The following is a 16,116-nucleotide window of genomic DNA, read 5'->3' on the forward strand; positions in this document are numbered from 1 at the left end:
CCAACGTTGTCACTCCCTTCTGGCAGTTAACTCCCTGAGATTTTAAAAACAGTAATCACGCCTCTGCGTGATGTTGTTGTTTCTGCTTTTCTCAAATCAGATGAAAGTTCACGGAGACGGCGGCTAAACCACCTGCCAGCGCCAGGCACGACGGTAACAGCAGATAGTGACGCAGACGCCGGTGAAACAGCATGACAACGGTAAGCAGCAACGCCACGATCATCACCACGCGCCACTGACTAAAGCTGGGCTCCCAAAGCGCAAACACCGGCAGCGCTGCGCAGGGCAATAAGACGCCCCAGCCACTATCAAGACGCTTCCCCATCACCCAGCTCACACCCCATAAGCCGCAGGCGGCTATCATCGCCATGATCATCGCGCAACCCTCAAATGATAAATATTCCCATTATCATATGATAACATTTCTCATTATGCAGCGATTTTTTTCCTCTGACTCATCGGATGACATAATTACTGGAAAATGCTAGATTGCGGCCGATAACTATTTCGATAACACAGTAAAATTTTACTCACTATCCGGCTCAGGGATTATATTCCGCGGGTAGCGCTTTGATATTTCAGGGCTGTCACGAGTTAATAATAATGAAATTACAATCTTATGATGCATTGAAACACAGCAAGTATCGGCTTTCGCTGATGCTCTTTTTGTTTTTGAATGTCGCTGTCTCACTTTTTTGTCTGCTCCCGGTTTCCGGCAGTGACCCCTCCATCCGATCGGCGCCGGTGCTGCTGGTGGCGGGCATTAGCGTGGCGCTGCTCGCGCTGTGTTTAATGACGCCGAAACAGAAACTGCCGCTATTAAATCCTGTGGCGCTGCTATTAGGCGCGCTTTGGGCCTGGCATATCAATCATCGCTATCACTTAGTATTTTATTTTGATGGCAGCTTTTTAATAATCAGCCTGTTATGCGTATTCTTTATCAGCGCAATTGCACTCAGTGATTATTTGATCGCATTTTGTTTACACATCACGCCGCCGGTATTAACTGTACTGTTACTGGATGATGGTAAACACTTAATGACGATTCTTTTTACCATCACCCTGCCGCTGATCGGCTTCTCGCTGCATCATCTGATGCGCCGGCGCTTCGATAATTTCACCCGCCGGCTGGTGCGTCAGCTGTATGAGGAGAAAGAGAGTTTTAGCGATTTGAGCATGCTGGATCCGCTTACCGGTTTGTATAACCGGCGCGGGCTGAAGAACCGGCTCGATAGCATTCTGGAGAACCACGCCGGCAGCCATTTTGTGCTGCTGCTGGATATCGATAACTTCAAAGCTTACAACGACAACTACGGCCATGCGATGGGCGATCAGGCGCTGGCGCGCGTCTCGGTAGCGATTCGCGATGCGGTGCGCTCACGCGATGTGGTCACCCGTTATGGCGGTGAAGAGTTCCTGGTGCTGATGACCAATGTTAATGCCTCTATTGCCATGAAGCTGGCCGAGCGCATCCGGCAGTATGTGGTCGATCTCAACATTCCGCACCGCTTCAATACTCAGGTCTCCACCCATGTCACCATCAGCGCCGGTATTGCGCCTATCTTTGATGATGATTTTGATCAGGCGGTTTCAAATGCTGACCGCGCGCTGTACGTGGCCAAAAATCAGGGGCGGAATACCATCCTGGCGTGGGAAGATCTGCCGCGCATGGCGCCGGCAAGCAGCGAACTGGTGTAGTACAAAGGCTGGCCGGCGGCGTTTATGGTGCCGGCCAGCCCTTTTCGTCTGCCGTTAAAACAACACCTTAGTGCACCAGCAATACATGAATGCTGCTGACATCTTGTTCACTGAACCGGGAACGATTATCATTTGTTTTTCGTTTCCCGTTCTCGTCAGGACTCGCATGCCCACTATCACGCGTCAGGATCATCGCTTCAGCGAGCAGCCGCTGATCTTTATGCAGAGCGATCGCAGCTTAGCGAGCGCGCTGGAAGATCTGGTGCGTGAGCAGCGTAGCTACCTGCTGGAGAGCGTGAAACTGGGCCAGCCGGCACCACCGGGTACGCTTACGCTGGCTGAATGGTCAACGCCATCCCACTACCATCGGCTGACACAGCGCTATAGCGACTACCTCTACCGCGATCATCCCGGCGTGCAGCAGGAGGCCAAACCGCTGCAATCCCTGTGGGCGCAGTGGTACTTCGGGCTGTTACTGCCGCCGCTAATGCTGGCGTTACTTCAGGAGCCACGCGCGCTGGATTGCTCGCCGCAGCACATTCACGTTCAGTTCCATGAAAACGGGCACCCGTGTGCCTTCTGGCTGGATGTGCATGAGGATGAGGATGCCCGCTACCTTAGCCCGCTGCAGCGCATCGATCGTCTGATTCAGCAGTGCCTGATGCCGGCAGTGGACGGCATGGCGCAGCACGGCGATATCAACGCGAAACTCATCTGGAACAACATGGGTTTCTCGTTCTACTGGTTCCTCGGGGAGCTCAAAAACCTGCTGCCGGAAAACACCATACTGCAGCTGGAACAGGCGCTGTTTTTCAGTAAATCGCTGCTGGATGGCAGTGACAATCCGCTCTATCGCACCATGATCCCGCGTAACGGCGAGATGGAGCGTCGCAGCTGTTGCCAGCGCTATCGTATTCCTGACGTGGAACGCTGCAGTAACTGCACGTTAAAAGCGGTATAACCTCCGCGCATTCTGTTACAGATTCTCCTTTTCTCCCGTTTACAGCTCTCCTGCCTTATGGCAGCGTTTAGGCTCTGTTTTTACCGGAGAACACCATGAGCCTGGAGTCGGTACGGCACTTCTTTGCCGAACATGCCCCGGATATCGAGATCATCGAGATGCCGGAGAGCACCGCCACCGTTGAGCTGGCCGCACGCGTACATGGCGTCGCGCCTGGACAAATCGCCAAGACCCTGTCGCTAAAAGTGAAAGAGAGCGTTGTGCTGATTGTGACACGCGGCGATGCCCGTCTTGATAACCGCAAACTGAAAGCCGCACTGGGCGCCAAAGCGCGCATGCTGAGCGTGGATGAAGTGGTGAGCTGGACCGGCCATCCGGTCGGCGGCGTATGCCCGTTCGGGCTGGAAAATCCGTTGACCGTCTACTGTGATGTCTCTCTGCGTCACTTTAGTGAAGTGCTACCGGCTGCCGGTTCCATTCACAGCGCGGTACGCATTTCACCGCAGCGCATGGCCGATCTCACTGCGGCAAAATGGATCGATGTCTGCGAAACGCGTTAACGTGTTTCGTGCGCGGCAGCACCCGAAATTTTAATGCCGCGCGTCTCCCGCCCAAAGGCAACAAACACGCAGATCAGCACGGCTACCGTACCGGCAACGATCGCCATACCCAGGCCATAATTGCCGCCGTGCGCCTCGGCAATGCGTGACTGCAGCGTGGCGTTGACCGAGGCGATCAGGTTACCCAACTGATAGACAAAGCCCGGCAGCACCGCACGGGCATTGGCCGGTACCAGTTCAGTAAGATAGGTTGGTACCACCCCCCACGCGCCCTGCACCATGAATTGCATCAGAAACGCGCCGATGCCAATCGCCCAGGATCCGCTGGAAAATGCCCACAGCGGCAGCACCGGCAGCGCGAGAAATGCCGCGAGAATAATGGCCCTCTTGCGCCCGATACGTTCCGAGAGCGCACCAAATGTGATACCCCCCAGCATCGCGGCAATGTTGTAGCTGATGGCGATAATGCTCACGGTGTGTGGATCAAACTGATGCTGCACTTTCAGGAAGGTGGGATAGAGATCCTGCGTGCCGTGGCTGAAGAAGTTAAAGCAGGCCATTAGCAGTACCATGTAGATGCAAATTTTCCAGTGCTGCCGAATGATGGGCAACAGCGCGTTACTCTCCCTGCGCTCGCGTGCTGCCAGCCATACCGGTGACTCCGGCACCTTAAAGTAGATAAACGGCAGCAGCAGAATCGGCAACGCACCGATCAGGAACATGCCGCGCCAGCCTACCGTCTCAAATAACAGGCCGAACACTACGGAAGCCAGCAGATAGCCGCAGGGATAGCCGGCCTGGAAAATTCCGGACATTAAACCGCGCGAGCGATCCGGAATGGTCTCCATCGCCAGTGAGGAGGCCACGCCCCAGATGCCGCCCATTGCCACGCCATATATCACGCGAAACGTAAGGAAAGCCGCGAAGTTTGGCGACCACGCGGAGAGCAGTTCAAACAGCGAGAACATAACAATGTTGAGCATCAGGATCGGCCGGCGGCCATATTTTTCCGCCAGCCGGCCAAAGATCAGCGCCCCGATTGGCCGCACGGCCAGCGTGAGCATAATGGCGATGGAGACATCAGAGACGCTGGTGTGGAAGTAGTGCGCCAGATCGCTGAGTACAAACACCAGAATAAAGAAGTCGAACGCATCCAGCGTCCAGCTGGCGAAACTGGCGAAAGCCACGTTGCGCTGGGTCGCAGTCCAGTTAAACATAGGGTTATCCTGTCAAAGTACTGCCCGGCTGGCTGCCGGACTTTAGGGGAACGTTATCCAGCGAATGGTTGCGCCGGTTATTATTTTGTTAACCATTTGTATATAGCATGTCAGAAAGGCGGAGCGCGGCACGGAATTGTCAGCGAGTGATTCGCGATGTAAGGAGGGATGTCGGGGAGAAAAAGTGTATGCGTTGCCCGCTATGCCAGCCTTCCCCCATGGGCGGAGGAAGGATCCATTGCGCAGCTGATGTTTAGCGCTGCAGGCCGCTAAACGCCTGCCCGATCACCTCAAGCAGCAGTGGGTTATTCACGTTTTGCATCACATGCACCAGCGCGCCGCTATGGGGCGGTACGCCCACATCCAGCCGCAGCGGCGTACGATAGCGCCAGCTCTTCCCGCGGGTGGCGCCGGGCCGCAGCTCAATATCGACATAGTAATCTACCCCGTCTGCCACGCGCTGATTCAGCAGCCAGGCGACCACCAGCGCGTCGTGGATCCAGCAACCCGGCAGATGACGGGTGCGAATCGAGTAGTCGATCCACGGCCGCAACGTCTCGCGCACAAACTGCGGCAGGGGATGATCGCACTCTGTCAGGCGCGTTAAATCCTGCTGGGTCATCAGCGTCTGGGTGGTTGCATCCATCGGTACCAGCGTGATCGTCGCACCGCTGTGCAGCACCTGGTGCGCCGCTTCAGGATCGAGACCAAAATTGGTGTCCTTGATGTAATCATCCAGCGCAAACACGCCGCCCATAATCACTATTTCTGCCACCGACTCCGCCATCGCAGGATAGCGCTGCAGCGCCAGCGCGACATTGGTCAGCGGGCCAATCGCAACCAGCGTGAACTCACCGGGATTATCGCAGATCAGCTGCCCCATCACGCCCGCGGCATCATTGCCATCGGCTGCCAGCAGCTGCGGCTGACGCACGCCGCGCCACAGCGCTGACAGCGTCTCATCAGGCAGATGATCCAGACGGGCACGCCAGGGCGCCGGGTCTTCACGCAGCGCCTGCAGCGCGCCCTGCACCACCGGAATGTTCAGGCCAAGCCGCTGCAGTAAATCTTTTGCCACCTGCGCGCCCACGGCGGCTGGCGTATTGCCGCTGACGGTGGTGATAAGCTCAACGGAGAGCGATTTTGACGCCAGCGCTAACGCCAGGGCCAAACCGTCATCCGTGTTCGCGCCTGCAATACCATTTCCCGGATCACAATCAATAATAAGTCTTTTCATATATTTATAAGTTTATTTCTGGTGAGGCTGTTGGCAGCCACAGGATTCACCAATCTCAAGATGGTGAGGAAATTCAGCCAGCTTCGCGTTGCCATCCCAGTTTTTCAGCATGGTAATAGCACTGCGCGCCATTTCACGTAGCGGCTGGCGAACGGTGGTCAGGGTCGGGACATGAAAGGCCGACTGTTCGGTGCCGTTAAAACAGACCAGCGCCACATCCTGCGGGACACGTAACCCCTGTTCGGAGAGTGCACGGATGCAGCCAATGGCCTGCCCTTCATTACTGGTAAACAGCGCGCGCGGTACGCGGTGAGCGGCGATCATCCGTTTTGTCGCGTCATAACCGCCCTGCCGCGAGTAGTTCGCCGGGAAGATAAGCGCCTCATCAACCGGCAGCCCGTGTTCTGCCATGGCATCGCGCCAGCCCTGGATGCGATCCTGAGCATTCAGCATCTCCAGCGGGCCGCTGATCATCCCTGCCTGCTGATAACCGTGGCTGAGCAGATGGGCCGTAACCTGACGCGCAGCCTCGCGCTCATTCACACACAGCATGCTGACACCAGGACGCGGCTCGATACGGTCCAGCATCACCAGCGGTGTACCGCTGGCCTGGATCATATCGATGTAGGGGTGGCGATCGACGCTGGTATAGAACAGGCCATCGACCTGTCGGTTAAGCAGGCCCTGAATCAACTCCAGCTCGCGCTGGCGATCGTCGCCGGCATCGCCCAGCAGCATGACGTGGCCGTGGTTCAGCGACTCCTGCAGCAGTACGTGCGCCATGGAGGCGACAAAAGGGTTAGCAATATTGGGCACCACCAGCCCGAAGGTTTTGGTGCTGCCAGACGCCAGCGCGCGTGCCACCGCGTTCGGGCGATAACCGGTCTGCTCAATCGCTGCCAGCACGCGCAGGCGCGTGGCTTCCGCCACCGGGCGTGGACCGTTATTGATGACATAACTCACGACCGCCACCGACGTACCGGCGGCTTTGGCTACATCACTGCGTGTCACATTTCCGGTTGGGGATTTCGCCAATGTTGCCTCTTTTTAATGCCGCTGGCCGGAAGATCCGGCCAGCGTTAACGATCCGATGATCCAATGCTGCCCGTCAGATGGCATCTTCCGGCAGATTGAGATCGCGTCCGCGCGTCTCCGGCGCCACAAAGGTGGTGAGAAAACCGATGGTCGCCATCGCGGAGAAGTACACCGCAATCGGCCACCAGTGGCCGGTGAACGACAGCAGTGCGGCTGCCACTAGCGGTGCGGTGCCTCCTGAAAGGATAGACCCCAGCTCTTTTGCCACCGCCATCTTGGTGTAACGATGTTTAACACCAAACATCTCTACGCCCCACGCGGCCTGTACGCCGAAGATACCCAGCGAGGCCAGCGCCATCCCGACAACAATGACGGGAATGATGATTGCCGGATCGTGGCTATCCATCAGGCTGAAGGCCGGCCAGGCGTAAATCATCAGTAATAAACAGAATCCGCGATAGGTGATACGACGACCAAAACGGTCTGAGAGCCAGCCCGCGAACGGAATAATCAGGAACCCCAGCAGCGAAGCGATAAACACGGCGGTAGTGGGTACCGACTTATCCAGCATCAGGACTTTTGCTACGTAGCCGACGATAAACCCCTGCGCCAGGTAGGACGGGCCGTTCTCCCCGATACGCAAGCCCACCATGGTCCAGAAAGCGCGGCTGCGCTGCCAGAAACTGCGGCTATCGACGTGCTCGCCGGTTTGCGCCAGCGTGGCATCACGCTCGGCCTGCAGTTCAGCCTGCTGACGCTCAAATACCGGTGTTTCACGCAGATGGCGACGAATCCACAGCGCCACCAGCGCAATCAGCGCACTGCTGAGGAACGGAATACGCCAGCCCCAGTCGAGCAGCGTCTCTTTATCCATCTGAATCACCGCCAGCCACACCAGAGAGGCGATCAGCGTGCCGCTGTTGGAACCGAGCGCAATGACTGAAGAGACCAGGCCACGCCGCTCAACCGGCGCATACTCACCCAGCATTACCGTACCGCCGGAGAGCTCCGCGCCCGCACCTAACCCCTGCGTGAAACGCAGCAGCACCAGACACGCCGGCGCCCAGACGCCAATGGTGGCATAGGCGGGAATGAAACCGATTAAGGTGGTGGAGGCGCCCATCAGAATAATGGTGGAGATCATCACCACCTTGCGACCTTTACGATCGCCAATCCAGCCGAACAGCAGCGCGCCGATAGGGCGGGCGATAAAGCCCACAGACCAGGTAGCAAAGCTGGAGAGCAGCGCCATGGCGGGCGTGGCTTCGGGGAAGAACACATCGCCAAAGATAATGCCGGCGGCTAATCCATAGAGCGCAAAATCCGCGTACTCCATGGCGGTACCGAGCCAGCAGGAGAAGGTGGCGCGCCAGAACTCTTTGCGGCCGGATGAGGTAGCCAGTCGCGCGTCGGCGGCTGACGTAGAGGAGAGTGCACGTTGTTGCGAAACGGAGTGATGTACCGTCATAACCCTTTCCCTGAACGAGATGAAAACAGCAAACGCCCTTCCGTGGGTCGGTTCCCTTGCAACAAGCGGAACTCCCCGGTGATGACGTTCAGTAGGCCAATCATGATGAAAGATCAGTAAAGAATTCCCTGGTGTTGGAATTCACATATTTGCCTGATTTCGCCGATGTTTTTCATCGGTCGCATTAGCAGAGCAAATGTAACTGGGTCATCTCAAGGCCAACGTCGTCTCTGACACCGTGAGTTATCACTGTGCACATAGTGTATCTACGCGCGTAGATAAATCAAGCGATCGCGGCGAAATAATTAGCATCGCTGTACTATAACTCAAATGTAAAAGACAAAATATTCGTTAATTCAGGGTATTACAGCTTAGTCGGGGACCTAAAAAATATTGAACCCCGTGTAATTAACGATTATTACTTATCATTGACCCAAAAGAGTGCAGCTCTTTCATCGCGCTGTTTTTCCCACACTTCAGTTAAGTTTTTATGACAATAGCGTATTAATCTTAAAACCGATCCCCTTTAGCGCGGGCTGGCAGGCAACTGCATTACACTGGAACGAAATAACTCAGGAGCGTTATGACCATTATTCTTATGCGGCACGGCAAGCCGGATCATCCGGTAACCGGACGCGTTAGCGCACGGGCACTGGCGGACTGGTGTGAAGGCTACGATCAGGCAGATGTCTGTGATTTGCCGCCGCCGCGCAGTCTGGCCATTGCCCGTATGGCCACTGTTATTGCTACCAGCCCGCTGCCGCGCGCACGTTCGTCGCTGCTGCGGCTTGGTCTGCAGGCGCAGGAGGTGGATGCGGTGTTTAGCGAGGTGGCGATTCCTACCCTGCCCTTTGACCGTCTGCATCTGCCGCTGACGGTATGGCTGGCGCTGCTGCGTCTGTTATGGCTGTGCGGTTATGCCGGACATGTTGAGTCCGTGCAGCATGCGCGCGCCCGCGCCCGTCAGGCGGCCGATAAACTGGTAGCGCTATCGCAGCACGGCACGGTGCTGCTGGTAGGGCATGGCATCATGAACAAACTGATTGCGCGCGAGCTGCGCAAGCGCGGCTGGCAGGCGGAAAAACACGCCAGCAGCCGCCACTGGAGCAGCGCCATCTATCACCGGCCGTTTATCTGATGTTATACGCCGTCGCTGCGCACCCTGATTGCGCTCACTGCTCAGGGGTTCAGCTGGAAATAACTCAGCACTTCACAGCCGGTGCCCGCCTGCGGCGTGGCGATGGCACGCATCTGCTGTAGATCGATCACGCTCAGCGAACCGTCCCCTTCATTGGCAATCAGCAGAGTGAGATTGTCGTCGCTGAAGCAGCCGTCCATCGGCTTGTTGCCCACCGGGATATCACCCAGCGGGTTCATCAAATCATCAAAGATCGTGACCAGCGGCTCCCCATCGCCAATTGCCACCAGCCGTTCGCCGTTGGCGCTAAAGCGCACCACCTGGCACGGCTGCTGATGGCCTGTCAGCATAACGCGCTGCCGGACGCGATGACTCTGGCGATCGACCACATAGAGGAGCGGCGCATCGGCCGCGCTGGCGACCAGATAGGGGTGCTTCGGCGAAGCCGCGATACCGGCAATCGGCCCCGGCAGTAGAATGTTATCGATAATGCGCCCTTCGGCCTCGCACAGATCCACCACGGTGATGCTGGCATCCTCTTCATTCTCGGTGAACAGCTTGCGGCCGCTGGGCGAGAGCGTCAGCCGGTGCGCGTTATGCGAAGGCAACTGAATCGTCTTCTCCAGCGTATCGGTCAGCGGATCGATAACCGCTACCGCCGCACTGTTTTCGCAACAGAGATACACTTTGCCATCGCGTCCTAACTGCCCGCTGTGCGGCGACTGCAGCGGCGACAGGTTGATAAAGCCGCTAATCCGGCGCTGTCGTAGATCGATCACCGCCACTTTATGCCCGGGGTGCGGGTTATCGCCATGAATGCCATCGCCGTAAATCGGGACGTAGGCCTTCTCCAGTGCCGGAAGCATCAGCAGCTCATGAGGGCGCGGCGGAAATGCGTTCAGCTCCTGCTCAACGGCGAAGCTGTCGGGATTGAGAAACAGGACGCGATTGCCCTGCTTATCCACAGCCAGTAATCCACGCTTGTGTGACTGCATAGTGTCTCCTTTTGTGATTCACCTTGTCTAAGCGTAGCTAACCTGCATCATCGGCGAGAAATTTGCCGTCAGGCCAGAGCAAAGTACAGCCTGCGTCATCGGTATAAAAGCACGTAACGTTAATCAAGGTGACCGCCAGCGTCGCGCAAAGCCCCTTCATCAGGAAGAGCCTTCATGCGCAATAATGATCTCTTCCGCAATTAACCCATTTATTTCAGCGTAATTTTATTTACGCCGGATCTCGTTTTTTCCGCTTTATCTGAAAGCGGAAAAAAGATATAGCCTTGCTGGCAGGAATGTTTTATTAAGCAGGGGTAGTACTTTTTACACACAGCCGTGAGGAAACAGAAGCGCGCTCAAGCCGCCAGCATCAGGGAATCTTTGCTCCCCATAATCACAATAATCAGGTGCATCATGAATATAAAATATCTCCGGCCAGCGCGTATGCTCTGGCAACACTGGAAAAAAATTGCATTTACCAGCCAGACATTTTTGCAGAAAAAACAGCATAGTGCGCTCTGCGCGCCCGAATATGATCCCAGCGAAGAGGACAATATCGTATTGCTTTCTGGTCAGAAAGCCTTGCCGGATATTCCCAAAATAGTGTGGCTGTATTGGGACAATGAATATTTGCCAACTTCATTGCGATTGAATATTCAAAAAATACGTTGTGATAATCCTGACCATAAAGTGCATCTGTTAAATCGTGCAACGGTAACAGAAGTGTTGCCCGATTTAGTTTTCAGCTCGACGCAATTAAGCGCGCAGCAAAAAAGTGAAGTCATCCGGCTGGAGTTATTATTACGCTTCGGCGGCATTGCCATCGATTGCAGCACGCTATTATTTGAAGATCTCAGCTGGGTACATCGCATACACCACGAGCGCAATATGGATGTGATTGGTTATTATTGCGAAAACGCCACGCTCAACTATCTGGCGCCGGTGATGGAGAACTGGTTTATTGCGGCGGCGCCCAATAACCCGTTTATCCGCGAATGGCAGAAGCAGTACGCGCCCATCAAGCATCTGGGTGCAAACAACTATTTTAGCGAATTGTCGAAACGCGACGATTTTGCGCTGCTGATGCAAAAGATGCCCGAACCGCAGCAGCAGTTAGGCTCGCTGGCGCAGCAAGCCGCGATGCGGGAATATCGCCGGGTGAACCTCTACCTGCGCAAAGGCGAGGCAAACGCCTGGTACTATCAGCGTTTAAACAACTGGAAAAGCGAAGCTTTTGCGCATGCGATCCTGTTCCAACAGCGTCCGGTTACGCCACCGCCGGTGATCAAGCTGGGTGGCAATGAGCAGTTGCATCTTGATTTTAATCTGCGTCTGGGCCACTACAACCGCAGCAGCTTACTGGGCGTGATGATGCAGCCGCTGGCCGCCCTGCGTGCCCCACTGGGCTCATCCGTCAACAAAGCGCGCGCGTAGCCAGTGAATAAACGTAGTGACGGCCCGTGGCACCTGCGCGGCATAAGGGCGCACCACCCACAGGCGATCGGCGAAGGCGTCGACCGTCTGCCACTGCGGCAAAACCTTCTGCAACGTGCCGTTGGCAAGCGCGGCGCTGGCGCTGAAATCCGGCAACATGGCAATGCCCAGGCCCTGCAGCGCGGCATCGCGGATAGACTCGCTATTGTTGGTAGCAAAATTGCCCTGGATCTTCACCTGTACGGTTTCACTGTCGCCATTCACCTGACGAAAGCGCCACTGAGGTGACTCCAGCCCGCGTGGATAATAGAGGCAGTTGTGCTGCTGCAGCGCCTGTGGCGTCTCCGGCGTGCCGTTACGCGCCAGATAGTCCGGCGATGCCACCAGCAGCGCATGGGTTTCGCACAGCGGCAGCGCGACGTGCGTTTCGGGCAGATTCTGGCTGTGGCGAATTGCCAGATCAAAGCCTTCACTCCCCAGCGACACCAGACGATCGGTAACATCCAGCTGCAATCGCACCTGGGGATAGTCACGCAAAAAGTCGCCAATAATCGGCACCAGCTGTTGGCGCGCAAAGGCAACCGGCGCGCTGACGCGCACCATGCCGCGCACCGGTCCGGCCTCATCGCGTACGCTAAAAAAGCTCTGCGCGATACGCGCGAAGGGATCGCGCAGCTCATCGACCAGCTTCTCCCCCGCCGAGGTCAGCCGCACGCTACGCGTTGTGCGCTGCACCAGCGCCACGCCCGCCATCTTTTCCAGCTCTTTGATCTTCTGGCTCATTGCCGCTTTGCTGACATCTAATCGTTCAGCCGCGCGGGTAAAACTGCCCAGTTCTGCCAGCACCGTTAACCAGTGCAGATGCACCCAGAGGGCGTCAGTTTTGATCTCTTTCATTTTTATTGTTCAAAATAATAAATAATCATTTCAACCAGCACGCTTTTTCTTTCCTGCAGCAAGCGGCAGCATAGCGTTACATCCTACTCTTTCCATATGCGCAAAAACGAGGGTTTATTTATGCCATTGCTGACATTTGACGTTATTCAGGGCCGTTCTGAAGCAGAGCTTCGTACTTTACTCGACGCGGCACACCGCGCGGTATTAACCGCATTTAAGGTTCCGCCCCGCGATCGCTATCAGATTGTTCATGAAAACAAGCGCTATCAAATGGTCTTTCAGGATACCGGTCTGGGCTTCGAGCGCAGCGACAACTTAGTAATGGTGCGTGTTTATACCAGCCCCAGAAGCGAAGAGCAGAAGAGCCTGTTCATGGCCGAGCTGGCACGAGAACTCCGCGAGCAGTGCGGCGTGCAGGGCCATGACCTGATGATCAGTTTTATTACCAACAGCAAAGGTGACTGGAGCTTTGCCGACGGTGAAGCGCAATACCTGACCGGCAAGCTGTAAACCCTGATTTCCCCCCTTGCTGGCAGCAGCCACTGCGTTGCTGCCAAACCAAACCATAGCCCGCCTTAACCTCGCTTAAACGATTCGGAATGCACCGCACAAATCTGGTTGGATGTGTTGCAGCGCTGTGACAGCCACGATAGATTGACGCAAAACCCCGCAGAGGGCCGTCAGCGCAGAGACTGCGTTATTCATTCATTGTGAGGATCTGCCGTTGGAGTTGCTTTCGATAGTGCTCTTTCTGGCTGCAATTGCAGTCTACTCTCTTAAAGCCGGGCGAAATAAATTCTGGTTTATCCTTATCTTACTGTTGCTCACGCTGTTTATCGTGCTCAACGCCACGCTTTTTGCCAGCAACTATTTTACCGGCGACGGCATCAACGATGCGGTGCTCTATACCCTGACCAACAGCCTGACCGGCGCGGGCGTCAGTAAATATGTCGTGCCCGCGATTGGCTTAATCATTGGCCTTTTTTTACTGTTCTGCCTGCTTTCGTGGGTACTGCGCCGCCACAAACGGCCGCATCATCTCGGCTGGAGTTTACTGGCTATCGCCTGTGCTGCCGGTTCGGTACAGACCACGCCGGCTTTCCGGCAGGTAAAGGAACTAATCGCTTCACACTCGCGCCTGGTGGACTCCGACTTTGAGACCTACTACATCACGCCGAAAAAAGAGATTCCGGCACCCAGGCTGAACCTGGTCTATATCTACGGCGAAAGTCTGGAGCGCACCTACTTTGATCAACAGGCTTTTCCGGGCCTGGCGCCAGAGCTGAGCCGCCAGAAAGAGCAGAGCATCGATTTCAGTAATACGGAACAGCTGCCTGGCACGGATTACACCATTGCCGGTATGGTGGCTTCACAGTGTGGTATCCCGCTGTTTGCGCCGTTTGACGGCAATGCTTCCGCCTCGCTCTCCAGCTTCTATCCGCAGAGTGTCTGCCTTGGCGATATCCTGAAAAACTCAGGCTATGAGAACTGGTTTATTCAGGGGGCGGACCTGCGCTTCGCCGGTAAAGACACGTTTTTGCTATCGCACGGTTTTGACGCTGCCAATATGTATGGCTCGCAGGAGCTAAAGAGCCGCGTCGCGGACCCCGGCTATCGTAATAACTGGGGTTTTTACGATGATACGGTGATGGATGAGGTGTTTGAGAAGTATGAAGAGCTCTCGCGCCAGCAGAAACGCTTTGCCCTGTTTACCCTGACGGTCGATACCCACCATCCTGACGGCTTTATTTCACGCAGCTGCCAGCGAAAAAGTTACAGCTATGACGGTAAACCGAATCAGTCGTTCAGCGCCGTCGCCTGCTCACAGGAGCATGTCGCCCGGCTGATTGAGCGCATTAAAGCCTCGCCCTGGTTTAAAAATACCGTGATTGTGGTGAGTTCCGATCACCTGGCGATGAACAACACCGCGCATCAATACCTGGTTAAACAGCCGCGCCGCGATCTGTTTATGGTGATCCGTGGCGATCAGCCGCAGGCTGAGGTGCTGGACGGCAAGCGCAGCACGCTGGATAACGGCGCCACCGTGCTGGATGTGCTGGGCGGCGACCCTGCGATAGGCCTGGGCCGCAGCGGTTTATCCTCTGCTTCGCTCTCCAGCCAGTTTGACGATATGGCGAAAAAGGTGGCCGCATGGAAAGCCGACATTATCCAGCTGTGGAATTTCCCCAGCCGCATGGATGCCTTCACCATCGATCAGCAGAAGAGTACGTTTAGCTTCTCCGGCGCGACGTTTAAGCTGCCGATTCTTTTCCGCCTCTCTGATAAGCAGGTTGAACCGCTGCCAGAGGGTGAGTACGCCGCGCCGTTACGTTTCCAGCTGGCCGATTTTGCGCCTGACGATAAGTTCGTTTGGGTGGATCGCTGCTTTAAGATGGGCCGCCTGTGGCAACCGTCGCTCGCCCTGTCTGGCGACCTTTGTCTCTCAATGGGCCAGACCGGCGGGCAGCCCGTGGTCACGCACATTGATAAACCGGTGTGGAAAGGTCAGGTGCAGTTCCCGAAAGCCACGGTGAGCGCCGCAATGTATCAGCTGAACGAACAGCAGATGCGAATTGAGGATAATGCTATTCGTTATCAGGCCGATAGCTTCCTGCTGGCGGTGCCTGGCGCGCCAGTCAGCGTGAAACGCTTTAGCGGGATATCGCGGCCGGAGAGCTGGGGACGCTGGTCTAACGCTAACCTGGCGCCTGAAGTGAATATTGAATACGTCGATGCCCTGCCCGCACGTTTTGATATGGTGATCACCGCGCGCGCCTGGGGGCCCAATGCCCATCGTCCTATCCCGGTCCGGGTGGGCGATGAAGAGCAGCATCTCAACCTGAGTGAAACGTTCTCCACGACCACGCTGCATTTCACCAATCCTGGCGGCAGCCATAACCTGATCATTGCGCCGCCGGAGCCGCAGCTCTCTAATGTTGGCAATATCACCGGCCAGGACCCCCGTAAACTGGGGATCGGCATGGTGGATATAAAAATAATTCCCCGGCCGGAAAACTGAGTTAACCGGTCACCAGCCCAGGGCCTGCCAGCGTGCAGGCCTTTTTTATGGCCAGAATCGGTTACTTGTTGTACGAATTGATAATTTTCGAGACGTCGCGCAAAATCCACATCATCACATGGCGAAACTATAACTTCCCGGATAGTCTGGCCGCCGACAGGAAACGTGGCCGGGAGGCGCAAGGATGATGTTGACGATGATTAATACCCATAACGCATTTAAGGCGCTGCAGCAGGCTGGCGTCGCCGACAACCAGGCGGAGGTCATGGTGGAGATCTTTGCGGGTATGCAGCAGGAGAACGCCCTCACTAAGGGGCACCTCTCTCAGGCGATGGAGGGCCTGGTTCGGACGCAAAATGGAACGAATAGTGTCCTTAATAAACTGGACGGGCGTTTTACCCGGTTCGAAAGCGACGTCAAAGTGACACTTCAGGCGATTGATCAACGCTTCGATAAA

Annotated in this window: 14 protein-coding genes and 1 pseudogene; 8 read left to right on the forward strand and 7 right to left on the reverse strand. The window is 55.9% G+C overall.

Features of this window, described 5'->3' with window-relative positions; genetic code table 11:
• Positions 1 to 91: 91 nt before the first annotated feature.
• Positions 92 to 376: a DUF1435 domain-containing protein gene (locus HA48_RS20195; protein ID WP_128602911.1), complete on the reverse strand. Its 285-nt coding sequence runs from the start codon at positions 374 to 376 to the stop codon at positions 92 to 94.
• A gap of 227 nt (positions 377 to 603) precedes the next feature.
• Here HA48_RS20195 and HA48_RS20200 point away from each other — a divergent pair, with 227 nt between their 5' ends.
• The 3 genes from HA48_RS20200 (at position 604) to HA48_RS20210 (ending at position 3,219) form a co-directional block, all read left to right on the forward strand.
• Positions 604 to 1,698 carry a GGDEF domain-containing protein gene (locus HA48_RS20200; protein ID WP_128602912.1) on the forward strand — a complete coding sequence of 365 codons (1,095 nt, stop codon included), beginning with the start codon at positions 604 to 606 and terminating at the stop codon, positions 1,696 to 1,698.
• A gap of 166 nt (positions 1,699 to 1,864) precedes the next feature.
• Entirely contained in the window at positions 1,865 to 2,659 is a 795-nt protein-coding gene (gene fhuF, locus HA48_RS20205) for a siderophore-iron reductase FhuF (protein WP_128602913.1), read from the forward strand.
• Positions 2,660 to 2,754: 95 nt separating this feature from the next.
• A complete protein-coding gene (locus HA48_RS20210; RefSeq protein ID WP_128602914.1) occupies positions 2,755 to 3,219 on the forward strand; it encodes a YbaK/EbsC family protein in 465 nt (154 codons plus the stop codon).
• On the opposite strand, the gene HA48_RS20215 is transcribed toward HA48_RS20210, so the two are convergent.
• From HA48_RS20215 to HA48_RS20230, 4 genes are all read right to left on the reverse strand, one after another.
• Positions 3,216 to 4,436, reverse strand: coding sequence for an MFS transporter (locus tag HA48_RS20215; protein WP_128602915.1), 1,221 nt, complete (start codon positions 4,434 to 4,436; stop codon positions 3,216 to 3,218). The two genes, HA48_RS20210 and HA48_RS20215, sit on opposite strands and share 4 nt — an antisense overlap.
• A gap of 253 nt (positions 4,437 to 4,689) precedes the next feature.
• Positions 4,690 to 5,673 carry a nucleoside hydrolase gene (locus HA48_RS20220; protein WP_128602916.1) on the reverse strand — a complete coding sequence of 328 codons (984 nt, stop codon included), beginning with the start codon at positions 5,671 to 5,673 and terminating at the stop codon, positions 4,690 to 4,692.
• A gap of 12 nt (positions 5,674 to 5,685) precedes the next feature.
• Complete coding sequence (locus HA48_RS20225) at positions 5,686 to 6,708, reverse strand: LacI family DNA-binding transcriptional regulator (protein ID WP_128602917.1); 1,023 nt, start codon at positions 6,706 to 6,708, stop codon at positions 5,686 to 5,688.
• Between the two features lie 73 nt (positions 6,709 to 6,781).
• Positions 6,782 to 8,176, reverse strand: a complete 1,395-nt coding sequence (locus tag HA48_RS20230; protein ID WP_128602918.1) for an MFS transporter — start codon at positions 8,174 to 8,176, stop codon at positions 6,782 to 6,784.
• A 583-nt stretch (positions 8,177 to 8,759) separates the two neighbouring features.
• Here HA48_RS20230 and HA48_RS20235 point away from each other — a divergent pair.
• Positions 8,760 to 9,314: a histidine phosphatase family protein gene (locus HA48_RS20235; protein ID WP_128602919.1), complete on the forward strand. Its 555-nt coding sequence runs from the start codon at positions 8,760 to 8,762 to the stop codon at positions 9,312 to 9,314.
• Between the two features lie 41 nt (positions 9,315 to 9,355).
• Here HA48_RS20235 and HA48_RS20240 read toward each other — a convergent pair whose 3' ends face one another.
• On the reverse strand, positions 9,356 to 10,309 hold the full coding sequence (locus HA48_RS20240; RefSeq protein WP_128602920.1) for a YncE family protein: 954 nt from the start codon (positions 10,307 to 10,309) through the stop codon (positions 9,356 to 9,358).
• A 444-nt stretch (positions 10,310 to 10,753) separates the two neighbouring features.
• Between HA48_RS20240 and HA48_RS20245 the strand changes: the two genes are divergently transcribed.
• Positions 10,754 to 11,743 (forward strand): glycosyltransferase family 32 protein, encoded by a 990-nt coding sequence (locus HA48_RS20245; protein WP_244182912.1) that lies wholly within the window; start codon positions 10,754 to 10,756, stop codon positions 11,741 to 11,743.
• Here HA48_RS20245 and HA48_RS20250 read toward each other — a convergent pair.
• Complete coding sequence (locus HA48_RS20250) at positions 11,717 to 12,640, reverse strand: LysR family transcriptional regulator (RefSeq protein ID WP_128602922.1); 924 nt, start codon at positions 12,638 to 12,640, stop codon at positions 11,717 to 11,719. The genes HA48_RS20245 and HA48_RS20250 overlap by 27 nt on opposite strands.
• Before the next feature lie 120 nt (positions 12,641 to 12,760).
• On the opposite strand from HA48_RS20250, the gene HA48_RS20255 reads away from it, so the two are divergent.
• From HA48_RS20255 to HA48_RS20265, 3 genes and pseudogenes are all read left to right on the forward strand, one after another.
• On the forward strand, positions 12,761 to 13,150 hold the full coding sequence (locus HA48_RS20255) for a tautomerase family protein (RefSeq protein WP_128602923.1): 390 nt from the start codon (positions 12,761 to 12,763) through the stop codon (positions 13,148 to 13,150).
• A 208-nt stretch (positions 13,151 to 13,358) separates the two neighbouring features.
• Positions 13,359 to 15,659, forward strand: a complete 2,301-nt coding sequence (gene opgB, locus HA48_RS20260; protein ID WP_128602924.1) for a phosphatidylglycerol--membrane-oligosaccharide glycerophosphotransferase — start codon at positions 13,359 to 13,361, stop codon at positions 15,657 to 15,659.
• Between the two features lie 184 nt (positions 15,660 to 15,843).
• Positions 15,844 to 16,116: pseudogene (locus tag HA48_RS20265) on the forward strand (hypothetical protein); the annotation flags it as partial.

Source organism: Pantoea wallisii (genome assembly GCF_002095485.1).
Lineage (GTDB): Bacteria > Pseudomonadota > Gammaproteobacteria > Enterobacterales > Enterobacteriaceae > Pantoea > Pantoea wallisii.